The organism is Amycolatopsis sp. NBC_01307 (genome assembly GCF_035975215.1).
Classification (GTDB): domain Bacteria; phylum Actinomycetota; class Actinomycetes; order Mycobacteriales; family Pseudonocardiaceae; genus Amycolatopsis.
The window spans coordinates 274,629-297,120 of the sequence record NZ_CP108403.1; the positions used below are offsets into that span (position 1 = coordinate 274,629).

The window sequence follows — 22,492 nt, forward strand, 5'->3', positions numbered from 1 at the left end:
AGCCTTCCTGCCGAGGGTGACTGTGCGCCACAGTCTTCCCCCACACCGACGTGCGGGCCCGGGCGGGGGTTGTCCCCGCACGGGCTCAGACCTCGTCGCGCCCGGCACCGCGGGACGGGACCGCGGTGAACATCCGCGGCCGCCGGTAGCCGGCCTTCTCGAACGCCGCGTCCACGCCCGCCTTGACCCCGGCCAGGTCGGCGTCGCGGACCAGCGCGATCGCCGAACCGCCGAAGCCACCGCCGGTCATCCGCGAGCCGAGCGCACCGGCCGCGCGGGCCGAGTCGACCGCGAGGTCCAGCTCGGCCGTGGAGATCCGGTAGTCGTCGCGCATGCTGACGTGCGAGGCGTCCAGGTACGGGCCGATCTCGGCGATCTTGCCTTCGCGCAGCAGCGCGACGACGTCGAGCACCCGCTGGTTCTCGGTGACCACGTGCCGCACCAGCGGCGCCAGGTCCGCCGGGAGCCGGTCGAGCGCGTCGGCGAGGCCTTCGGCGGTGACGTCGCGCAGGGCCTTCACCCCGAGCAGCTCAGCTGCCCGTTCGGTGCCCCGCCGCCGCTCGCCGTAACCGCCTTCGGCGTGGGAGTGCTTGGTGCGGGTGTCCATGATCAGCACCTGCAGACCGGCCTCGGCCAGCCCGAACGGCACCTGCTCCTGCTCGCCGGACCGCACGTCGAGGAACAGCACGTGGGACTCGGTGCAGCACAGCGACGCCGTCTGGTCGAGCAGGCCGGTCGGCGCGCCGACGAAGTCGTTCTCCGAGCGCTGCACCCACCGGGCCACCTCGGGCCGGGCCGGGACGCGCTCGTCGGTTCCGTCGAGCTCCAGGCCGGCCAGGCCCAGCAACGCCAGCGACACCGCGCACTCGAGCGCGTGGGAGGAGGACAGCCCGGCCCCCGACGGCACGTCGCCGGCGATGACCAGGTTCGCCCCGGCCGTGAAACCTTGGTCGCGCAGCACCCAGGCGACCCCCGCTGGGTACGCGGCCCACCCGTCGACCCTGCCGGGCTCCAGAGCGGCGATCGTGAGCTCGCCGGAACGCTGGAGCTGCCCGTCGTCACCGAGCGTGGCCACGGACACCACGCCGTCCTCCCGGGGCGACGCCGCCGCGGCCAGGCGGTGCGGCAACGCGAAGGGCAGCACGAAACCGTCGTTGTAGTCGGTGTGCTCGCCGATCAGGTTCACCCGGCCGGGCGCCGACCACACGCCGGCCGGCGTGGAGCCGTGCACCGTGTGGAACGCCGCCGCGGCCTCCGAGGCCGGGCTCACCTGGCCTGCGCCAGGACGGCGTGCAACGCGGACGTGGAGACCTGCGCGGTGTTGTCGCCGCCGGTGACCTCGATGGTGCTGCCGTTGGCCTTGCCGATGACGACCGTGCCGCCCGGCACGATCCCGACGGACTTGAGCTCGGTCATCAGCGACTCGTCCAGCTGGACGTGCTCGGCGATGCGCCGGATCTCGACCCGGCCGCCGCCGGTGCGGGCGAACTCGTCGAGCCGGACGAGGTCGGCCTCCGCGGGCGGCGCGGGATCGCCGTCGCCCAGCTTGTCCAGACCGGGGATCGGGTTGCCGTAGGGGGAGGTGGTCGGGTGGTCGAGGAGCTTGACGAGCTTGCGCTCGACGGCCTCGCTCATCACGTGTTCCCAGCGGCAGGCCTCGTTGTGCACGTGCTCCCACTCGAGCCCGATGACGTCGACGAGGAGGCGTTCGGCCAGGCGGTGCTTGCGCATGACGGCGATGGCCAGTTCCCGGCCGTGGTCGGTGAGCTGGAGGTGCCGGTCGTCCGCGACCACGACCAGTCCGTCGCGCTCCATCCGGGCGACGGTCTGGCTGACGGTCGGGCCGCTTTGCTGCAGTCGCTCCGCGATCCGGGCGCGCAGCGGGACGACACCCTCTTCTTCGAGCTCGTAGATCGTACGCAAGTACATCTCGGTGGTGTCGATGAGATCGTTCACGCTGTCCCCTTCGTCCGCGTTGCTCATCGTAGTCGTTGGCCCCGACAGCGGCGGCGGGCCTGGGGATAACAACTCACCGGCGGTGGAAATGTCCGGCCCGGGCGGATCCGGGCCGCGGACCGCTGCAAGATGGGGGTATGCGCTCGCTGATCAGCACCACCGACCTCGCCGCCGCACTGGCCGGTCCGGCCGGCGGCCGGCCCGTCGTCCTCGACGTCCGCTGGCGGCTCGCCGGCCCGCCGGGGGCCGAGTCCTACCAGGACGGTCACCTGCCCGGCGCGGTCTTCACCGACCTCGACCGCGTGCTCGCGAGCGAGCCGGGCGAGGGCGGCCGGCACCCGCTGCCCGACCCCGCCGACCTGCAGCGCGACCTCCGCGCGGCCGGCGTGCGGGCGGACGGCCCGGTGGTGGTCTACGACGACGCCGACGGTTCGGTGGCGGCGCGGGCCTGGTGGCTGCTGCGCTGGGCGGGCCACGACGAGGTCGCGGTGCTCGACGGCGGTTACGCGGCGTGGACCGCGGCCGGGCACCCCGTCAGCACGGAGCCGGCGCACCCGGAACCGGGTGATGTCGAGGTCCGGCCGGGCGGCATGCCGGTTCTGGACGCCGACGAGGCGGCCGAGCTGGCCCGCGACGGCCTGCTGCTCGACGCCCGGGCCGCCGCGCGCTACAGCGGCGAGACGGAGCCGGTCGACCCGCGCGCGGGCCACATCCCGGGCGCGGTGAACGCCCCGTTCGGCGACCACACGACCGCCGACGGCCGCTGGCGCACGCCGGAGGAGCTGGCCGACCGCTTCGCCGGCCTGGGTCTGCGCCCCGGCGAACCGGTCGCCGCGTACTGCGGCTCGGGGGTGACGGCGAGTTCGGTCGTGCTGGCCCTGGAGATCGCCGGCCACCCGGGCGCGGGCCTGTACGCGGGTTCGTGGTCCCACTGGTCCCGCAACCCGAACCGCCCCGCGGCAACGGGCGACCTCCCGGGCTGACCCCGATCCCCGCGACCCACCCCAAAAGCCGTGAAGGCCTCCTTACCGGCCATAAGAGCCGGTAAGGAGGCCTTCACGGCTTTACCGGCACACATCGGCAGCGGCCCGGCCGAGCTTTCGCGGCTGCGTCCTTCCGCGTGTTCGCGACCCGAAGCGGCCGGCCGCTCGAAGTGGGCTTTCGCGGCTGTGCCCTGCGAGTGTCCGCGACCTGCGGTGGCCGGCGGGCGGAGCCGGAAACTTCCGCGTGTCTGGAATCTGTGGCAGCCGCGGGTCGAGCGGGTTTTGCGACCGCGACCGGCTCGTGTCCTCGATCTACGGCTCGGCCGGGCCGTAGATCGACCGGGGTTCGTGCGGCGGGGGTTCGTGAGGTCGGGGCCGGCGGCGGGAACCGGCCGCGCCAGGCGTGGTGGCGAGTCCGCGACCTGCGCCGGCCCCCAACCCCGCCGGGGTCCGCGACGCCGCGGACCAGCGGGGGAGACAACCAGCTCGGCTCTTCAGCGCCGCAGACCGCTGCGATCGGCACTACAGTCGGGCGTATGGCGCCGGCTGTCGTGTGGGACTCCTCCCTGCTGGGTTATGACCTTGGTGGGGATCACCCGTTCAACCCCGTCCGGCTGGAGCTGACCGTCCGGCTGGCCACCGAACTGGGCGTGCTCGACGGGGTCGAGCTGCTCGTCCCGTCCGCCGCTGGGGACGAGGAGCTCCTGCGGGTGCACGCGCCCGAGTACCTGGCCGCTGTGCGGGAGGCGCCGCTCGTCGGGTGGGATGTCGGGCATGGGCTCGGGACCTCCGACAACCCCGTGTTCAGCGACATGCACGACGCCTCCGCGCTGGTGGTCGGCTCGACGCTGCTGGCCGCGCGCAAGATCGCCGAGGGCGAGGCCACCCGCGCCGTCAACATCGCGGGTGGGCTGCACCACGCGATGCGGGACCAGGCGGCCGGGTTCTGCGTCTACAACGACTGCGCGGTCGCCATCTCGTGGCTGCTCGACCACGGCTTCGAGCGGATCGCCTACATCGACACCGACGTCCACCACGGCGACGGTGTCCAGGCCGCGTTCTACGACGACCCCCGCGTCCTGACGATCTCGATGCACCAGCACCCGTTCACGCTCTGGCCGGGCACCGGCTATTCGGCCGAGACGGGTCGGGGCAAGGCCGACGGCACCTCGGTCAACGTGCCGCTGCCGCCGCGTACCCGGGATCCCGGGTGGCTGCGGGCGTTCAACGCCGTCGTCCCCTCCCTGCTGGCCGACTTCGAGCCGCAGCTGCTGTTCACCCAGTGCGGCGTCGACTCCCACGAAGAGGATCCGCTCGCGGATCTCTCGCTGAGCGTTGACGGGCACCGCACGATCTACACCACCCTGCGTGACCTCGCCAACACCTACGCGGGCGGCAAGTGGATCGCCGTCGGTGGGGGCGGCTACCAGCTGATCCGCGTGGTCCCGCGGTCCTGGACGCACCTGATCGCCACCGTGCTCGACCGGGACGTCGACCCGGCGACGCCGCTGCCGCCCGGGTGGGTTTCCACCGTCACCAAGGCCGCGCCCAACGCCGAGCTGCCGCGGGCCATGACCGACGATCGCGACACGGGGTTCAAGCCGTGGGGCGACGGCGAGGACGACCCGGTCGACGTCGCCGTCCGGGACACGCGCCGCGCCGTCTTCCCCTTGCACGGCTTGGATCCCGACGACCCCAGGGACTGAGTGACCATGGCCGGACGGGATCCCTTCGACTACCCCCGTGACTGGGAGGCCGACGTCGTGCTGTCCGACGGCGGCACCGTCCACCTGCGCCCGGTGCTCCCGACCGACGCCGACGGCCTCGTCTCCTTCCACGGCAAGCTCTCCGAGCGCACCCGGTACTTCCGCTACTTCGGCGCCTACCCGCGGATCCCGGAGAAGGACCTGAAGCGGTTCTCCACCGTCGACCACCACGACCGGGTCGCCTTCGCCGCGTTCCTCGGCGACGACATCGTCGCGGTCGGCCGGTACGAGCGGCTGGACAGCGGGCCGTCGGCCGAGGTGGCCTTCGTGGTCAGCGACGTGCACCAGGGCCGGGGCCTCGGCTCGATCCTGCTGGAACACCTCGCCGCGGCCGCGTCCGAGTGCGGGCTGCGCCGGTTCGTCGCCGAGGTGCTCGCCGAGAACGCCGCGATGGTCCGCGTCTTCCGCGACGCCGGTTACCAGGTCAGCCGCGAGATCGAGGAGGGCGTGCTGCACCTGGAGTTCGACATCGACCCGACCGAGGAGTCGCTGGCCGTCGCCCGGTCCCGCGAGCAGGCCGCCGAGGCGCGCAGCGTGCACAACCTGCTGCACCCGGCATCCGTCGCGGTGATCGGCGCGTCCACCGACCCGGGCAAGGTCGGCCACGTCGCCTTCGTGAACCTCCTCGCCGCCGCGTTCACCGGCACCGTCTACCCGGTCAACCCGGAGCACCGCTCGGTGCGCGGCGTGCGGGCCTACCCGTCGGTGCTCGACATCCCGGACTCCGTCGACCTGGCGCTCGTCGCGGTGCCGGCCGAGGCCGTCGAGTCCGTGCTGGACGCCTGCCTGGCCAAGGGCGTGAAGACGCTGCTGATCGTGTCCGGCGGGTTCGGCGAGGCGGGCCCGCACGGCCTGCACGCCGAGCTGCGGCTGGTCGGCGAGGCCCGGGCGCACGGCATGCGCGTCGTCGGGCCGAACGCGCTCGGCGTGCTGAACACCGCGCCCGGCATCCGGCTCAACGCCACCCTCGCGCCGCGGCTGCCGGGCCGCGGCCGCACCGGCTTCTTCTGCCAGTCCGGCGCGCTGGGCACGGCGATCCTGGCCGACGCCGAGGCGCGCGGGCTCGGCCTGTCGACGTTCGTCTCGGCCGGCAACCGCGCCGACGTCTCCGGCAACGACCTGCTGCAGTACTGGGAAACCGACCCGGACACCGATCTCGTGCTGCTGTACCTGGAGTCCTTCGGCAACCCGCGCAAGTTCGCGCGGCTGGCGCGGCGGCTGGGCCGGACGAAGCCGATCGTCGCGGTGAAGTCGGGGCGGCACGCGGTCCGCTCGCAGCTGGCCGCGACGTCCACCGAGATCGACGAGATCAGCGTGCAGGCCCTGTTCGAGCAGGCCGGCGTCGTGCGGGTCGAGTCGCTGGCGCAGCTGTTCGACACCGCGCTCGTGTTCGCCCACCAGCCGCTGCCCGCCGGGCCGCGGATCGCCATCGTCGGCAACTCCAGCGCGATCGGGCTGCTCGCCGCCGACACCGCCCGCGCGCAGGGGCTGCGGCTGGCGTCGGACCCGGTGGACGTCGGCCCGCAGGCCGGTCCGGAGGAGTTCGCCGCGGCGGTGGGGGAGGCGCTGACCTCGCCGGACACCGACGCGCTGGTCGTCGTCTTCGCGCCGCCGGTGGCGATCCCCGGCACCGCGTACGCGCGCGCCCTGCGGGAGACCGTCGTCGAACTGGGGCAGCGCAAGCCGATCGTCTCGACGTTCCTCGCCGCCGAAGGCGTCCCGCACGAGCTCGCTGTGCTCTCCGAGGACGGCGTGGCCAGCCGCGGCTCGATCCCGTCGTACCCGAGCCCGGAACGCGCGGTCAACGCGCTGGCGAAGGTCGTGCGGTACGCGGCCTGGCGGCAACGTCCACAAGGGACACTGGTCCGGCCGTCGGGGATCCACACCGAGCAGGCGCAGGTGATCGTGCGCGAGCTCCTGGCCGCGGAGGACGGCAAGGCGATCCTCCTGACGGACCCCGATGTCGTGCGGCTGCTGGGGTGTTACGGCATCGACGTCGTCCCGTTCCGCGTGGTGTCCACTGTGGACGACGCGGTCGCGGCGGCGGCCGAGCTAGGCTACCCGGTGACGCTCAAGGCCGTCGACGAGCGGCTGCGCGGCCGGCCCGACCTCGCCGGGGTGCGGCTCGACCTGGCGTCGGAGGACTCGGTGCGCACGGCCTACGCGGTGCTGCGCGAGATCTCCGGCGAAGACGACGTGTACGTGCAGCAGATGGCGCCGAAGGGCCTGTCGTGCGTGATCGGGCTGCAGGACGACCCGTCGTTCGGCTCGCTCGTGTCGTTCGGGCTGTCCGGCCTGGTCAGCACGCTGCTGGGGGACCGCGCCTACCGGGCGGTGCCGGTCACCGACGTCGACGCGGCCACGCTGCTGCGCGAGCCGCGGACGGCGCCGCTGCTCACCGGCTACCGCGGTGACGATCCCGCCGACCTCGCCGCGTTGCAGGACATGGTGCTGCGCGTGGCGGCGCTCGCCGAGGACAACCCCGAGGTGCGGTCGCTGACGCTGGACCCGATCCTGGCCTCGCCCGACGGCGCGTTCGTCGCGAACGCCCGCCTGGTGCTGGGCCCGCCGCCGTCCCGGCCCGACACCGGCCCGCGGCGCCTGCGCGCCATCAACCCCCAGGACTGAGCATGCTCACCGAACTGCTGACCCGGCACGCCGCGGGCCTGCCCGGCGCAGTCGCCCTCGTCGCGCGGGGCGACCAGGTCGAGGTAGCGGCGGTCGGCTCGGCCGACGCCGGGGGCACCGTGCCGATGGCCCGGGACTCGCTGTTCCGCATCGCGTCGCTGACCAAGCCGCTGGTGGCCGCGGCGGTCATGCTGCTCGTCGACGGGGGCGAGCTCGCGCTGGACGACCCGATCGCGCGCTGGCTGCCGGAACTGGCGTCTCCGGTGGTCGTGCGGACGCCGGCCGGGCCGGTCGACGACGTCGTGCCGGCGGCCCGGCCGATCACCGTCGAGGACCTGCTGAGCTTCCGCTGTGGGTACGGCCTTGCCGCCGACATGGGGCTGCCCGCGGTGGACCTGCTGCTCCAGGTGCTGGGCCACCCGGCCGAGGCGTCCCGCGCGCTGCCGCCGGACGAGTGGCTGGCGGCGCTGGGCCAGGTCCCGCTGCTGCGTCAGCCCGGTGAGGCGTGGCTGTACGACACCCCGTCGGACCTGCAGGGCGTGCTGATCGCGCGGGTGTCGGGCCGGTCGCTGCCGGAGTTCCTGGCGGAGCGGCTGTTCGGGCCGCTCGGCATGGCCGACACCGGGTTCTCGGTGCCGACACCGGCACTGGGCCGGTTCACCAGCGCCTACCGCCAGGGCGCGGCCGGGCTCGTGCTGGCCGACCCGCCGGAGGGCCGGTGGAGTGCCGAGCCGGTGTTCCCGTCCGGCGGGGGCGGCCTGGTTTCGACGGCCGACGACCTGCTCGCGTTCGCCCGTTGCCTGCTGGCCGGAGGTGCGGTGGCCGGGCGACGGCTGCTCGCGCCGGAATCGGTGCGCCTGCTGACGAGCGACCACCTGACGGCTGCGCAGCGCGCGGCGGCCAGCCTGTTCCTGCAGGGCCAGGGCTGGGGGTTCGGCGGTTCGGTCGACGTGGCGCCGACGCGGCCGTGGCACACCCCGGGCCGCTACGGCTGGATCGGCGGCGCGGGCACGGCGGCCCACCTGATCCCGGCGACGGGCACGGTCACGGTCCTGCTGACCCAGCTCCAGATGACCGATCCGGCGCCCACCGCGCTGATGCAGGAGTTCTGGACCTACGCGGCGAGGTAGCAGTCCGTGAATGCCACATTCACGGACGCTATGTCCCTCGATGTGGCATTCACGGACTTCGGTATTACAGGGCCGCCAGTTCGTCGCCCAGGGTGAGCAGCTGCGGGGTGGCCGGGCCCAGCAGGAACTCCAGGCGCTTCGCCGCCACGAAATACCGGTGCACCACGTGCTCGACGTCGATGCCGACGCCGCCGTGGACGTGGACCGTCGTGTGGGCCACCCGGTGGCCCGCCTCCGCGGCCCAGAACTTGGCCGTCGCCACCGCTTCCGTCGCCGGGAGGTCCGACGCGAGGCGCCACGCCGCCTGCAGTGACGTCAGCCGCACGGCCTCTACGTCCACGTACGCGTCCGCGAGACGCTGGCGGACCGCCTGGAAGCCGCCGATCACGTGGTCGAACTGCTTGCGCTCGGCCGCGTACGCCGCCGTCAGCTCCAGGGCCCGTTCGACGACGCCCAGCTGCTGCGCGCACACCCCGGCCGTGCCGCGCAGACGCAGCCACTCGCCGATCGGACCGAGGGAAGTCCCGGGCACGTCGGACAGTTCCAGCAACGCCGCGTCCGCGTGGTCGACCGTCTGCTGCGGTTGCACGGTGACCCCCGGGGCCGCGGCGTCGACCAGGAACACCTCGTCGGGCGCTGCCACCAGGAAACCGTGGGCGAACGCGCCGAACGGCACCGCGGACTGGGCGCCGGTCAGCCGGCCGCCGGTTACCCGGAAGCCGCACGGCGCACCCGGGTCCGGCAGCGCCACCGTGAGCACGCGCTCGCCGCGCAGCACCGGCAGCACCCAGCGGTCCACCAGCTCCGGCGTGCCGAACTCCGCCAGCGCCGCCGCCGCCATCGTGATCGACGTCAGGTAGGGGACCGCGGCCACCGCGCGGCCGATCTCGGTCAGCACCGCGCACTGCTCCAGCAGCCCGAACCCGCCGCCGCCGAGTGACGACGGCAGGGCCGCGTCGAGCACGCCGGCCTGGCCCAGCGCCGTCCACAGTGGAGCGTCGAAGCCGCCGGTGCCGTGCGGGTCGTGGGTGACCTTGTCGGCCAGGATCCGCCGGGCCAGCGCGGCGAGGTCGGCCGACGCCTCCGAAGGGGTGAAGTCCATACAGCTCCTAACTGAGACGCTCCTAGCGCGTGACGGGCAGGCCGAGGGCGGTCGCGGCGATCATGTCCCGCTGGATCTCGTTGGTGCCGCCGCCGAAGGTGAGGATCAGCGCCGAGCGGTGCTGCCGTTCGATCCGCCCGGCCAGCAGCGCGCCCGGCGAGCCGTCGCGGACGACGGCCGCCGCGCCGAGCACCTCCATCAGCAGCCGGTACGCCTCGATCGCGAACTCGGTGCCGTACACCTTGGTCGCCGACGCGTCGGCCGGCCCCAGCTCGCTCGCCGCGGCCGCCCAGGCGATCCGCCAGTTCCGCAGCTTCAGGTACTCCGCGCCGGCGTGCACCCGCGCGAGGTGCAGCCGCACCCACTCCTGGTCGATGGCGCCGGTCTCCTTCGCCCACGCCAGGACGTCGGACAGGGCCTTGCGGATCGGCGCCGACGACGTCAGCGCGACGCGCTCGTGGTTGAGCTGGTTGGTGATCAGCGGCCAGCCCGCGTTCTCCTCGGCCACGCGCGCCGACACCGGTACGCGCACGCCGTCGTAGTAGGTCGCGCTGGTGCCCGCGCCCGCCACCGTGTGCACCTTGGTCCACGAGAACCCGGGCGCCGTCGTCGGCACGATCAGGATCGACAGGCCCCGGTGCTTCTTCGCCTCCGGGTCGGTCCGGACGGCGAGCCAGACGTAGTCGGCGTGCTCGATCAGGCTCGTCCACATCTTCTGCCCGGTGACGACGTACTCGTCGCCGTCGCGCACCGCGCGCGTCCGCAGCGATGCGAGGTCGGTGCCGGCCTCCGGTTCGGAGTAGCCGATCGAGAAGTGCAGCTCGCCGGCGGCGATCTTCGGCAGGTAGAACGCCTTCTGCTCGTCGGTGCCGTAGCGCATGATGGTCGGCCCGACGGTGTTCACCGTCAGGAACGGGACGGGCACCCCGGCGACCGCCGCTTCGTCGGTGAAGATGAGCTGGTCGAGCATCGGCCGGCCCTGGCCGCCGTACTCCGGCGGCCAGCCGAGCGCGAGCCAGCCGTCCTTGCCCAGCTGCCGGACGATGTCCTTGTAGACCAGGCCGTCGCCGTACTCGCCGCTGCCCATGCGGAGGCCGTCACGACGCTCCGGCGTCATCAGCTCGGCGAAGTACTCCCGCAGCTCCGCGGCCAGTGCGCGCTGCTCCGGCGTGTAGTCGATCCGCACCCGTCACCTCGATCCGGCGTTATAGTAGAACCTGTTCTAGTTGTACCAGGACTGACGCGGCGGAGGAAGCATGGAGATCGGCGTCGATCGTTCGCTCTGCGAGGCGAACGCGGTGTGCTTGGGGTTCGCACCGGACATCTTCGACCTCGACGACGACGAAGAACTGGTCATCCAGCCCGGTCCGGTGCCCGGCGACCAGGCGGAACGGGTCGCCGGCGCGGTGCGGGGCTGCCCGAAGAACGCCCTGTTCATCGTCAGTTAGCGGTGTTTACTGAAAAGCTTGCCCAAAACGAGAACAGATTCTAGTGTAGGCCCGTCAACCAGGACTCGATGAGGAGGCCTCGCGTGAGCCTGACCGGCCGGACCGCGATCGTCACGGGTGCCGCCGCCGGGCTGGGACGGGCCGAAGCGCTCGCTCTGGCCGCGCGGGGCGCCACGGTCGTCGTCAACGACATCGGTGCGCCGAAGGACGTCGTCGAAGAGATCGAAGCCGCTGGTGGCAAAGCCGTCGCGGTCGCCGGTGACGTCGGCGAACGGGCCACGGCGGACGCGCTGGTGGCGGCCGCGCTCGACCTCGGCGGGCTCGACATCGTCGTGAACAACGCCGGCGTGCTGCGCGACAAGATGCTCTTCTCGATGTCCGACGACGACTGGGACACCGTGTTGCGCGTCCACCTGCGCGGGCACTTCCTGTTGTCCCGCAACGCCGCGAAGCACTGGCGTGACAAGTCCAAAGAGGACGGCAAGCCGGTGTACGGGCGGCTGGTGAACACCGCGTCCGAGGCTTTCCTGATCGGTTCACCCGGCCAGCCCAACTACGCCGCGGCCAAGGCCGGCATCACCGCGCTCACCATGTCGGCCGCCCGCGGCCTGGCCAAGTACGGCGTCCGCGCCAACGTGATCTGCCCGCGGGCGCGGACGGCGATGACCGAGGGCGTGTTCGGCGCCGCCCCTGCCGAAGGCGCCGACCCGCTCTCGGTCGAGCACGTCGCCCCGTTCGTCGCCTACCTGGCCTCACCTGCCGCCGAGCACGTCAACGGCCAGGTGTTCGTCGTGCACGGCGGCTCGGTCGCGCTGGTCGAAGCGCCGCGGATCGAGCGGCGCTGGTCCCTCGACGAGCTGGAGACGACCGTCAGCGACCACTTCGCCGGCCGCGACCCCGGCCGGATGTTCGCCGCCACCGAAATCCTGGAGGAATCGTGAGGCTCGACGGGAAGATCGCCCTCATCACCGGTGCCGCGCGCGGACAGGGCGAAGCCGCCGCACGCGCGTTCGTGGCCGAAGGCGCGAAGGTCGTGATCGCCGACATCCTGGACGACGAGGGCAAGCAGCTCGCCGCCGACCTCGGTGACGCCGCCGTCTACCAGCACCTCGACGTCGGCAGCGAAGACGACTGGGCGACAGCGATCGAACGCGCGTCCACGGAGTTCGGCGCGCTGAACGTGCTGGTCAACAACGCGGGCATCCTCCATTTCTCGGAACTGGGCAAGACGACGCTGGCCGATTACGAGCGCGTCATCCGGGTGAACCAGATCGGGGCGTTTCTCGGGATGCGCTCGGTCGTTGAACCCATGACCGCCGCCGGCGGTGGCTCCATCGTCAACGTGTCCTCTGTGGAGGGACTGGCCGGGATGCCGTACCTCATCGCCTACACCGCGAGCAAGTTCGCGATCCGCGGGATGACCAAGGTCGCCGCGATGGAACTCGGCAAGAAGCACATCCGGGTCAACTCGGTGCACCCCGGCGCGATCGACACGCAGATGGTTTCGACCGCGGCCGGCGGCCAGAAAGTCGACATGTCGTACGTCGGCAAGAAGGTGGCCCTCGGCCGGGTCGGGCAGCCCGAAGACATCGCGAAGCTGGTGCTGTTCCTGGCCAGCGAAGAAAGTTCGTACTGCACGGGTTCGGAGTTCGTGGCCGACGGCGGGGCGACGGCGTCCCACGCGCTCAACTTCTAGACGGAACGACATTGGTTAACACCGCTAACGAAAAGCGGACACCGGGTATGGAGAACACTCGGGGGTGAGCGACTACTTCGGGGAGGTGTGGTGAGCGACAGCACTGGCACGCTCCCGGGAACCGCGGCGCTGACGCAGGTCGGCCGCCTCGCGACGCTCTCCTGGGAGGTCCTGCGCGCGATCTTCAAGCGCCCCTTCCAGACCCGCGAGTGGATCCAGCAGTGCTGGTTCTTCGCCAGCGTCACCATCCTGCCGACCGCGCTGGTGGCCATCCCGTTCGGCGCGGTGATCGCGCTGCAGCTCGGCTCGCTGACCGCGCAGATCGGTGCCCAGTCCTTCACCGGCGCGGCCAGCGCGCTGGCCATCGTGCAGCAGGCCAGCCCGCTGATCACGGCGTTGCTCGTGGCCGGCGCCGGCGGCAGCGCGGTGTGCGCGGACATCGGCGCGCGCAAGATCCGCGAAGAGATCGACGCCATGGAGGTCCTGGGCGTCAACCCGATCCAGCGCCTGATCGTGCCGCGGGTGCTGGCCGCCATGGTGGTTTCGGTGCTGCTCAACGGCTTGGTCAGCGTCGTCGGCGTGCTCGGCGGGTACTTCTTCAACGTCGTCCTGCAGGGCGGCACGCCCGGCGCGTACCTGGCCAGCTTCAACGCGCTCGCCCAGGTCCCGGACCTCTGGATCAGCGAGATCAAGGCGCTGCTGTACGGCTTCGTCGCCGGCGTCGTCGCGGCGTTCCGCGGCCTGAACCCGCCGCCCGGGCCGAAGGGCGTCGGCGACGCCGTCAACCAGGCCGTCGTCGTCACGTTCCTGCTGCTGTTCCTCATCAACGTCGTGCTCACCGCGATCTACCTGCGGATCGTCCCGCCGAAGGCCATGTGATGACGGCCGAGCCGATCGACCGCGCCGACCAGGACCGGACGCTGGAGTACCTCGCGCGCCCGGGCCAGAGCCTCGAAGGCCTCGGCCAGCTGCTCTCGTTCGCCGCGAAGGCGCTCGCCTGGTCGCCGCGCACGATCCGCCGCTACAGCCGGGAAACGCTGCGGCTGCTCACCGAAGTCTGCTTCGGCACCGGCGGCCTGGCGGTCATCGGCGGCACGCTCGGCGTGATGATCGGGATGACGCTGTTCACCGGCCTGATCGTCGGCCTCCAGGGCTACTCCGCGCTCAACCAGCTCGGCACGGCCGCGCTCACCGGGTTCATCTCCGCCTACTTCAACACCCGCGAGGTCGCGCCGCTCTCGGCCGGGCTCGCCCTGAGCGCGACGGTCGGCTGCGGCTTCACCGCCCAGCTCGGCGCGATGCGGATCTCCGAGGAGATCGACGCGCTCGAGGTCATGGCCGTGCCGAGCATGCCGTACCTGGTGACGACCCGCGTCCTCGCCGGGGTCGCCGCGGTGATCCCGCTCTACGCGGTCGGCCTGCTGTCGAGTTACCTCGCGTCCCGGCAGATCACCATCTGGCTCTACGGCCAGTCCGCGGGCACCTACGACCACTACTTCACGCTCTTCCTGCCACCGGGCGACGTGCTCTGGTCGTTCGGCAAGGTGATCGTGTTCAGCGTGCTCGTGATCCTGTCCCACTGTTACTACGGCTACACCGCGAGCGGCGGCCCGGCCGGCGTCGGCGTGGCCGTGGGCCGCGCGGTGCGGACGTCGATCGTGCTGATCTCGGTCCTGGACTTCTTCCTGTCCCTCGCGATCTGGGGCGCCAACACCACGGTGAGGATCTCCGGATGAGGAAGGCACTCTGGCAGCGGCTCCGGTACCAGGTGCTGGGGCTCGCCTTCCTGCTCGTCGCCGCCTTGTTCATCGCCTTCACCCTGGCCGTCTACAACAAGGCGTTCACGGCGGTGACGCTGGTGAAGCTCGAGACGGACCACGTCGGCAGCCAGCTGCGCACGGGCGGCGACGTCAAGGTTCGCGGCGTCGTCGTCGGCGAAGTCCGGTCGGTGCTCGCGAAGGGCGATCACGCCGAGCTGGAGCTGGCTCTCGATCCGGACAAGACGTCGGTCATCCCGAAGAACGTCTCCGCGCGGCTGCTGCCGAAGACGCTGTTCGGCGAGCGGTACGTCGCCCTGCAGCTGCCGGAAAAGCCCGGGTCCGCGATCAAAGCCGGCGACGTCATCCCGCAGGACCGCAGCAGCAGCGCGATCGAGCTGCAGAAGGTCCTCGACGACGTGATGCCGCTGCTGCAGGCCGTCCAGCCGGAGAAGCTGTCGAGCACGCTCACCGCCGTGGCGACCGCGCTCGACGGCCGCGGCAAGCAGCTCGGCCAGACCCTCTCGCAGCTGTCGGACTACCTCGGCAAGCTCAACCCGTCGCTGCCGGACATCAAGGCCGACATCACCGGCCTCGCGAACGTCTCGGCCACCTACGACAAGGCTGCGCCGGACCTGCTGCAGGCGCTGTCGGACCTGACGACCACGAGCCGCACGATCGTCGAGAAGCGCACGCAGCTGAGCGACCTCTACGCGACCGTCACCGGAGCGGCCGTCGACCTCACGAACTTCCTGGTGGTCAACAAGGACAACCTGATCCGGCTCACCACCGCCGTCCAGCCGACGCTGGACGTCCTGGCGAAGTACGCCCCGGAGTACCCGTGCCTGTTCGACCAGCTGGCCGGTGAGGTCGGCCCGGCCGAGCTGGCGTTCGGCAAGGGGACCGCGCACCCCGAGGTCAGCCGCGTCACCATCGAGTTCAGCGCCAGCCGCGGCAAGTACCTGCCGGGCGTCGACGAGCCGAAGTACGACGACAAGCGCGGCCCCCGCTGCTACCCGCAGGTGCCGAAACCGGGGCACTGGCCGCAGTACCCGCCGGACGGCGCGATCGAGGACGGCTCCAGCAAGCCCGCGCCGCCGAAGTCGCCCGACGGCAGCCTGCCCGGCCCGGTCACGGCCGGCGGTGGCGCGGTCGGCGGGTCCGGCAGCATCGTCGGCTCGGCCGACGAGTCGGAGCTGATCGCCCTGCTCGCGTCACCCGCGCTCGGCGCCACGCCGGACCAGGTGCCCGGCTGGGCCGGCCTGCTCGTCGGGCCGCTCTACCGCGGAGCGGAGGTGGAGCTCAAGTGAGGAGTTTCGTCCCGTCGCTGGTGAAGCTGCTGGTGTTCGCCGTCGTCACGGTCCTGTTCACCGGCGTCCTCGCGGCCACCATCGCGAACACCAACTTCGGCGTCACCTCGGGGTACCTGGCGAAGTTCACCGACGCGTCCGGCCTCAAGGAGGGCGACGACGTCCGCATCGCCGGGGTCAAGGTCGGCCAGGTCGACACGATCGACGTAGCCGTCGGGGAGCGGAACCTCGCCGAGGTGCGGTTCGACGTCGAGCACACCTACCGGCTGCCCGAGTCGGTGACCGCGACCATCAAGTACCGGAACCTGGTCGGCCAGCGCTACCTCGCGCTCGGCACCGACGTCCCGGGGGACAAGGCCCTGCCGGACGGCGGCACGATCCCGCCCGAGCGCACGAAGCCCGCGTTGAACCTCACGGTGCTGTTCAACGGGTTCAAGCCGCTGTTCAAGGCCCTGAGCCCCCACGACGTCAACCAGCTGTCGGCCGAGATCATCAGCGTCTTCCAGGGCGAGGGCGGCACGATCACCAGCCTGCTGCAGCACACCGCGTCGCTCACCACCGCGATCGCGAGCAAGGACCAGGTGATCGGCCAGGTGATCGCCAACCTCAACACCGTGCTCGGCACCGTCAACGCCCACGGCCCGCAGCTCGGCGACCTCATCGAGCAGACCCAAAAGCTGGTCAGCGGCCTGGCCGAGCAGCGCAAGCCGATCGGCGACGCCGTCACCGCGCTCGGCGACCTCGCCGTCTCGACCACCGGCCTGCTGGCCGACGCGCGCCCGGCGCTCAAGGACGACGTCGCGCAGCTCGGCACGCTGTCGCAGAACCTCGGCGACTCGGGCGAGCTGCTCAACCACCTCCTCGAGGTGCTGCCGGGCAACTTGCAGAAGTTCACCCGGACCCTGAGCTACGGCAGCTGGTTCAACTACTACCTGTGCGGGATCAACGGCACCATCGGCATTTCCTCGCTCGACATCACGCTGCCGATCATCCCGATCCCGGGCACCCAGCGCGCGGAGAGGTGCGGTCCGTGAAACGGCTGAAGGATCGCAACCAGGCCGCGGTCGGCGCGGTGACGCTCGTGCTGATCGTGCTCGTCACGGCCACGACGTACTTCTCCGACCAGCTCCCGTTCTTCGGCAACGGCACGACGTACTCGGCGTACTTCGGCGAGTCCGCCGGTCTGGCGTCGGACAACGAGGTCGAGATCGCCGGCGTCAAGGTCGGCACGGTGTCTTCCGTGACGCTCAAGGGCAAGCAGGTGCTCGTCCGGTTCCGCGTCAAGGGCGTCCGCGTCGGCGACGCGACGACGGCGTCCATCGAGATCAAGACGCTGCTGGGCGAGAAGTACCTCGCGCTCGACACCAAGGGCCACGGCACCCAGGAGCCGGACGCGACCATCCCGCAGGCCCGCACGCGCACGCCGTTCCAGCTGCAGGACGCGTTCGACCAGCTGTCCACCACGGTCGGCGACATCGACACGAAGCAGCTGGCCGACAGCTTCAACGCGTTGTCCGACAGCCTCAAGGACAGCCCGCAGTACCTGAAGGACACGCTGAACGGCTTGTCCTCCCTGGCCAAGACGGTGTCCTCGCGTGACGCCGACCTCCACACGCTGCTGGCCAACACCAGCAAGGTGTCGAAGACGCTGTCCGACCGCAACGCCCAGCTGCAACGCGTGATCAGCGACGGCAACCTGCTGCTCACCGAGCTGCAGAACCGCAAGACCGCGATCCACGCGCTGCTCACCGGCACCCAGCAGCTCTCGCAGCAGCTGTCCGGGCTGGTCGCGGACAACCGCACGCAGCTGAAGCCGACGCTGGACAAGCTCGGGAAGGTGACCGACATCCTGCAGCGCAACCAGGGCAACCTCGACAAGAGCCTGCAGCTGATGGCGCCGTTCGCCCGCGTCGGCGCGAACGCGACCGGCAACGGCCGCTGGTTCGAGGGCTACCTGTGCGGGCTGCTCCCGCCGACGATCACCGTGGGCGGCCTGTCCATCAACCCCGAAGGCTGCACCCCGCCGATCGCGGCGCCGAACCAGGGGGTGGGTCGCCGATGACGATCCGGACGTACCGCGGCCGCAGCCTCGCGACGTGGGTGGCCTTCGCCTGCGTCGTCGCGCTGGTCCTCACCGCCGGGCTGTGGCTGGTGTTCCGCGAGTCCTCCGGCACGAAGCTGTCGGCGTACTTCGGCAAGACCGTCGGGCTCTACGCGGGTTCGTCGGTGCGGGTGCTCGGCGTGCCGGTCGGGCGGGTCACCGACGTCACGCCGCAGGGTGACGCGGTGCGCGTCGACATGCAGGTCGACGAGGTGCGGCTGCCGGCCGACGTCGGCGCGGTCGTCGTCGCGCCGAGCCTGGTCAGCGACCGCTACGTCCAGCTCACCCCGGCCTACGACAGCGGTCCGGTGCTGGCCACCGGCACGGTGCTGCCGCGCGATCGGACCGCCACGCCGGTCGAGCTGGACGACCTGTACTCGAGCCTGGACAAGCTGTCGACGGCGCTCGGCCCGAACGGTGCGAACAAGGACGGCGCGCTGTCGGGCGTCCTGGACACCGCCGCGGACGCCCTGCGCGGCAACGGCGCTTCGCTGAACTCGACGGTCGGGCAGCTCGCCGACCTCGCCAAGACCCTCGACGGCTCGAAGGACGACCTGTTTTCGACCGTGCAGAACCTGAACTCCTTCACCGGCGCGCTGGCCCAGAGCGACCAGCAGCTCAACGAGTTCTACGGCCGCGTCGCCGACGTCAGCCGGTTCCTCGCCGACGACTCCTCCGACGTCGGCGCCGCGCTGCAGTCGCTCGGCGGCGCGCTCGGCGACGTCCAGCAGTTCGTCAACGACAACAAGACGGCGCTGGAGTCCAATGTGGACAAGCTGGCGTCGCTGTCGAAGGTGCTCGTCGACCAGCGGGCGTCGCTGGCCGAGGTGCTCGACATCGCGCCGACCGGCGCCACCAACTTCATCAACTCCTACGACGCGGCGTCGGGCACCATCGCCGTGCGCGACAACCTCAACGAGCTGACCAACCCGCCGATCCTCACCGTGTGCCGGCTGATCAGCGCGGGCACGCCCAAGCCGATCCCGGACACGCTGGGCAGCATCTGCAAGCAGCTCGCGCCGATCCTCGACGGCGCGCTGAAGCTCCCCACCATCCCGCAGGTGCTGAACTCCCTGCAGAACGGCGAACTGCCACCGCTGCCACTCCCGCTCGTCGACGTGATGCAACAGCTTTCCGGCGGTGCCAAGTGAAGCGGCTCGCGGGCGTGCTCGCCGGGGTGCTCGTGCTGGCGGCCTGCAGCGACGGCGGGTTCAACGGCCTCTACGGCACGCCGCTGCCGGGCGGCGCCGACGTCGGCGACCACCCCTACCAGGTCACCGCGCTGTTCACCGACGTCCTGGACCTCGTGCCGCAGTCGAGCGTCAAGGTCAACGACGTCGCGGTCGGGCGGGTCGACAAAGTCACTTTGACGCCGGACACGCGGTCCGCGCTCGTCTCGATGACCGTCAACGGCGACGTCGCGCTGCCCGCCAACTCGCACGCCGAGCTGAAGCAGTCTTCGCTTCTGGGCGAGAAGTTCGTCGAGCTGAGCGTGCCGGCCGCGGAGCCGGCCTCCGGGAAGCTGGGTGACGGCGCGCAGATCCCGCTCGGGCGCACCAACCGCAACCCCGAGGTCGAGGAGGTGCTCGGCGCGCTGTCCCTGCTGCTCAACGGCGGCGGCGTCGAGCAGATCCAGAAGATCAGCCACGAGCTGAACGACGCGCTGTCGGGCAACGAGCCGGAGATCCGCGCGCTGCTGTCGCGAGTGGACGAACTGGCGACGCAGCTCGACGGGCACAAAACCGAGATCCTGCGGGCGATCGACGGCCTCGGCAAGCTGTCGGCGACGCTCTCGGGCCAGACGCAGAACCTGTCGAACGCGCTCGACAACCTCGCGCCGGGCCTGAAGATCGTCACCGACCAGCGCGACCAGCTCGTCGGGATGCTGAACGCGCTCACCACGCTGTCCGGCGTCGCGACCGACACCGTGACGAAGAGCCGTGACCAGCTGGTCGCGAACCTCAGGACGCTGCAGCCGACGTTGACGAAGCTCGGCGAAGCCGGTCAGGACCTGCCGAACGCGCTGCAGATCCTGCTCACCTACCCGCTCCCGGACTACGCGGGCAACGTCGTCAAGGGCGACTACGCGAACGTCGACGCGACCGTGAACCTGGATCTCGACAAGCTGATCCAGAACTTCACGAACTCGTCGCAGCCGCCGATCGCGCTGCCCAACACGATCGGCGGCGTGCCGTCCACCGGCACCGGCACCGCCGCACCGCCGCCGTTGCCCCTGCCCGACCTCGGGGCGGTGACCGGGCAGAGCGGCGGCACCGAGCTGCTGGGCGGCCTGCTGGGCCTGATCGGCGGTGGCAAGTGATCACGCGCAAGACCCGCGTCCAGCTGATCGCGTTCGTCGTCATCGCGGTCGTTTCAGTCGTGTACGCGGGCGGCAAGTACGCCGGGCTGGACCGGCTCTTCGGCAGCCGCGGGTACGTCGTCACCGCGCAGCTGACCGACTCCGGCGGCATCTTCGTCAACTCCGAGGTCGCCTACCGCGGCGTCACGGTCGGGCGGGTGACGTCGATGACGCTCACCGACCACGGCGTCGACGTCGCGCTCGACATCGACTCCGGCGGACCGGACATCCCGGCCGACGCGCACGCGCAGGTCGCGAACCGCTCGGCGGTGGGGGAGCAGTTCGTCGACCTGCTCCCGCAGCACGACGGCGGCCCGTACCTGCAGGACGGCTCGGTGATCACGCCGGACAAGACGTCGCTGCCGCCGTCACCGGACACCGTGCTGACCCACCTCGACGACCTCGTCGCGAGCGTCCACCCGGACTCGCTGCGCACGGTCGTCGACGAGACGTACAACGCGTTCGCCGGGGCGGGTCCGCAGCTGCAGCAGCTGCTGGACAGCACGGGTTCGCTCACCGCGGAGGCCGCGCAGTACGTCCCGCAGACCCAAGGGCTGCTGGCGAACTCGCGGATCGTGCTGACCACGCAGGAACGGCAGGCCGCGAACATCACCGACTTCGCGAGCGGGCTGCGCACGATCGCGGGCCAGCTCAAGACGTCCGATCCGGACCTGCGGCGCGTGATCTCCGAGGCCCCGCAGCTGAGCCGGCAGATCAGCGACGTGCTCGCGGCGTCCGGCACCGACCTGGGCGTGCTGTTCGCGAACCTGCTGACCACCGCGCAGATCACGTCGTCGCGCAAGGACGCCGTCGAGGAGCTGCTGGTGGCGTACCCGATCATCTCGGCGTTCTCGCCGTCGACGTCCCCGGACGGCACGGGCCACCTCGGAGTGGTGTTCAACTTCTTCGACCCGGCTTCGTGCACGAAGGGCTACGAAGGCACAAAGGAGCGTCCGGCGAACGACACGTCCGAGGCGCCGGTGAACATGAACGCCTACTGCGCGGAGCCGCCGGGCAGCCCGACGGGGGTGCGCGGGTCGCAGAACGCGCCGTACGCGGGGAAGCCGCCGTCGATCCCGGCCGCGCCTTCGCAGACCGCGTCGGCCCCTTCGCAGGCCCAGCTGCCGGGGATGCTGAGCCTGCTGACCGGGCCGTCGGCGGGCGGGCTGGGCAAGCTGCTGGGCGTGTCGTGAAGATCTTGGCCGTCGTCGCCGTGCTGGTGGCCGCTTTCGCCGGCTGGTCGTGGTGGCACGCGGCGTCGGACGACTCCCTGGCGCGCGGGCGCGCGCGTGACGCCGTGCTGGCGGCGGCGGGGCCGGAACTGGTCACATTGAACACGATCGACTACCGCAACGCGGGCGCGGACGTCGACCGCTGGATAGCCGCTACGGCGGGCCAGTACGGCAAGGACCTCACGGGCGACCGGCAGCTGCAGATCGACCGCGCGTCGACGGCGCGCACCGTGTCGACGGCGTCGCTGGTGGAGGCGGCGGTGACGGAGATCGACGTCTCTGCGGGCTCGGCGCGGTTGCTCGCGGTGCTGGATGTCCGGGTCTCGACGGGTGGTTCTCCTGCCGCTGCGCGCATGAGCCGCCTGACGGTGGACGTGACGCGGTCCGGCGCCGACTGGAAGATCGCGGGTGTTCAGGCGGCGGGCTCATGAAACGTTTCCTTGCGGCGGTGGTGGTCGTGGCGTTGGGCTGCGCGGTCTGGTTCGGCGTCGAGACGGCTTCGCTGTCGTCGTCCGACAACGCGGCCTTGGTCGATACTGCGGCGACTGCTTCGGTTTCGGCTGATGTCAGCGAAGCGGTGAAGGCGGTTTTCTCTTACGACTACGCGAATCTGGCTCGTACGGAGCGCGCGGCGTCGGAGTATCTGGTCGGTGATGCGGTTCGTCAGTACCAGGCTCAGTTCGCCTCGGCTCGTACTCGGGCTGCTGCCGGGAAGCTGATCCGTACTACTACGGTTCGGGCTGTCGGGGTTCGTTCGTTGGTCGGGGATGAGGCTTCGGTGCTGTTGTTTCTTGACCAGCAGACGGTTACCCAGGGTGGGGGTGCGCCGTCGTCTTCGGTGGCTCAGCTCTCTGTGACTGCTAAGCGTGTGGACGGTCGTTGGAAGTTGGCTACGCTGACTGCGCTTTAGGGCCACCGGGTTCCTCTCTTTCAAGATGCGGCTTCGCCGTGGCGTAGGAAATCGGCGCTTCTCATGGTTGCTTCTCGATGTGTTCGGCAGCGCCGATTCCCCACGCAGCGGGTA

At 71.3% G+C, this 22,492-nt stretch carries 21 protein-coding genes; 17 read left to right on the plus strand and 4 right to left on the minus strand.

Going from position 1 to position 22,492, the window contains the following annotated elements:
- Positions 1–85: 85 nt before the first annotated feature.
- Positions 86–1,270, minus strand: coding sequence for a galactokinase (gene galK, locus OG439_RS01355; protein ID WP_326947524.1), 1,185 nt, complete (start codon positions 1,268–1,270; stop codon positions 86–88).
- Positions 1,267–1,983, minus strand: coding sequence for a metal-dependent transcriptional regulator (locus OG439_RS01360; protein ID WP_305879379.1), 717 nt, complete (start codon positions 1,981–1,983; stop codon positions 1,267–1,269). Before OG439_RS01360 ends, galK begins: the two co-directional genes overlap by 4 nt.
- Before the next feature lie 110 nt (positions 1,984–2,093).
- Between OG439_RS01360 and OG439_RS01365 the strand changes: the two genes are divergently transcribed.
- The 4 genes from OG439_RS01365 (at position 2,094) to OG439_RS01380 (ending at position 8,463) form a co-directional block, all read left to right on the plus strand.
- Entirely contained in the window at positions 2,094–2,939 is an 846-nt protein-coding gene (locus tag OG439_RS01365; protein WP_326947525.1) for a sulfurtransferase, read from the plus strand.
- Between the two features lie 536 nt (positions 2,940–3,475).
- Positions 3,476–4,645: an acetoin utilization protein AcuC gene (locus OG439_RS01370; RefSeq protein WP_326947526.1), complete on the plus strand. Its 1,170-nt coding sequence runs from the start codon at positions 3,476–3,478 to the stop codon at positions 4,643–4,645.
- Positions 4,646–4,651: 6 nt separating this feature from the next.
- Positions 4,652–7,333 carry a bifunctional acetate--CoA ligase family protein/GNAT family N-acetyltransferase gene (locus tag OG439_RS01375; RefSeq protein ID WP_326947527.1) on the plus strand — a complete coding sequence of 894 codons (2,682 nt, stop codon included), beginning with the start codon at positions 4,652–4,654 and terminating at the stop codon, positions 7,331–7,333.
- On the plus strand, positions 7,330–8,463 hold the full coding sequence (locus OG439_RS01380; protein WP_326951462.1) for a serine hydrolase domain-containing protein: 1,134 nt from the start codon (positions 7,330–7,332) through the stop codon (positions 8,461–8,463). The genes OG439_RS01375 and OG439_RS01380 overlap by 4 nt, the downstream gene beginning before the upstream one ends.
- Positions 8,464–8,527: 64 nt before the next feature.
- On the opposite strand, the gene OG439_RS01385 is transcribed toward OG439_RS01380, so the two are convergent.
- Both OG439_RS01385 and OG439_RS01390 read right to left on the minus strand, forming a co-directional pair.
- Positions 8,528–9,565, minus strand: a complete 1,038-nt coding sequence (locus OG439_RS01385) for an acyl-CoA dehydrogenase family protein (protein ID WP_326947528.1) — start codon at positions 9,563–9,565, stop codon at positions 8,528–8,530.
- Positions 9,566–9,587: 22 nt separating this feature from the next.
- Positions 9,588–10,751: an acyl-CoA dehydrogenase family protein gene (locus OG439_RS01390; protein WP_326947529.1), complete on the minus strand. Its 1,164-nt coding sequence runs from the start codon at positions 10,749–10,751 to the stop codon at positions 9,588–9,590.
- 70 nt (positions 10,752–10,821) lie between these two features.
- Here OG439_RS01390 and OG439_RS01395 point away from each other — a divergent pair, with 70 nt between their 5' ends.
- The 13 genes from OG439_RS01395 (at position 10,822) to OG439_RS01455 (ending at position 22,378) form a co-directional block, all read left to right on the plus strand.
- On the plus strand, positions 10,822–11,013 hold the full coding sequence (locus OG439_RS01395) for a ferredoxin (protein WP_326947530.1): 192 nt from the start codon (positions 10,822–10,824) through the stop codon (positions 11,011–11,013).
- An 83-nt stretch (positions 11,014–11,096) separates the two neighbouring features.
- On the plus strand, positions 11,097–11,954 hold the full coding sequence (locus OG439_RS01400; protein WP_326947531.1) for a 3-oxoacyl-ACP reductase: 858 nt from the start codon (positions 11,097–11,099) through the stop codon (positions 11,952–11,954).
- Complete coding sequence (locus OG439_RS01405) at positions 11,948–12,709, plus strand: glucose 1-dehydrogenase (RefSeq protein ID WP_326951463.1); 762 nt, start codon at positions 11,948–11,950, stop codon at positions 12,707–12,709. The genes OG439_RS01400 and OG439_RS01405 overlap by 7 nt, the downstream gene beginning before the upstream one ends.
- A 90-nt stretch (positions 12,710–12,799) precedes the next feature.
- A complete protein-coding gene (locus OG439_RS01410; protein WP_247063189.1) occupies positions 12,800–13,588 on the plus strand; it encodes an MlaE family ABC transporter permease in 789 nt (262 codons plus the stop codon).
- A complete protein-coding gene (locus OG439_RS01415) occupies positions 13,588–14,445 on the plus strand; it encodes an MlaE family ABC transporter permease (RefSeq protein ID WP_247063191.1) in 858 nt (285 codons plus the stop codon). The genes OG439_RS01410 and OG439_RS01415 overlap by 1 nt, the downstream gene beginning before the upstream one ends.
- A complete protein-coding gene (locus OG439_RS01420; RefSeq protein ID WP_326947532.1) occupies positions 14,442–15,776 on the plus strand; it encodes an MCE family protein in 1,335 nt (444 codons plus the stop codon). The genes OG439_RS01415 and OG439_RS01420 overlap by 4 nt, the downstream gene beginning before the upstream one ends.
- The gene (locus OG439_RS01425) at positions 15,773–16,810 is read left to right on the plus strand and encodes an MlaD family protein (protein WP_326947533.1); all 1,038 of its coding nucleotides are present in this window, start codon (positions 15,773–15,775) and stop codon (positions 16,808–16,810) included. The genes OG439_RS01420 and OG439_RS01425 overlap by 4 nt, the downstream gene beginning before the upstream one ends.
- Entirely contained in the window at positions 16,807–17,838 is a 1,032-nt protein-coding gene (locus OG439_RS01430; RefSeq protein ID WP_326947534.1) for an MlaD family protein, read from the plus strand. The genes OG439_RS01425 and OG439_RS01430 overlap by 4 nt, the downstream gene beginning before the upstream one ends.
- Positions 17,835–19,028: an MCE family protein gene (locus tag OG439_RS01435; protein WP_326947535.1), complete on the plus strand. Its 1,194-nt coding sequence runs from the start codon at positions 17,835–17,837 to the stop codon at positions 19,026–19,028. The genes OG439_RS01430 and OG439_RS01435 overlap by 4 nt, the downstream gene beginning before the upstream one ends.
- A complete protein-coding gene (locus OG439_RS01440; protein ID WP_326947536.1) occupies positions 19,025–20,197 on the plus strand; it encodes an MCE family protein in 1,173 nt (390 codons plus the stop codon). Before OG439_RS01435 ends, OG439_RS01440 begins: the two co-directional genes overlap by 4 nt.
- Positions 20,194–21,429: an MCE family protein gene (locus OG439_RS01445; protein WP_326947537.1), complete on the plus strand. Its 1,236-nt coding sequence runs from the start codon at positions 20,194–20,196 to the stop codon at positions 21,427–21,429. The genes OG439_RS01440 and OG439_RS01445 overlap by 4 nt, the downstream gene beginning before the upstream one ends.
- Positions 21,426–21,899, plus strand: a complete 474-nt coding sequence (locus OG439_RS01450; RefSeq protein WP_326947538.1) for a hypothetical protein — start codon at positions 21,426–21,428, stop codon at positions 21,897–21,899. The genes OG439_RS01445 and OG439_RS01450 overlap by 4 nt, the downstream gene beginning before the upstream one ends.
- Positions 21,896–22,378, plus strand: coding sequence for a hypothetical protein (locus tag OG439_RS01455; protein ID WP_326947539.1), 483 nt, complete (start codon positions 21,896–21,898; stop codon positions 22,376–22,378). Before OG439_RS01450 ends, OG439_RS01455 begins: the two co-directional genes overlap by 4 nt.
- The last annotated feature ends 114 nt before the right edge of the window (positions 22,379–22,492 follow it).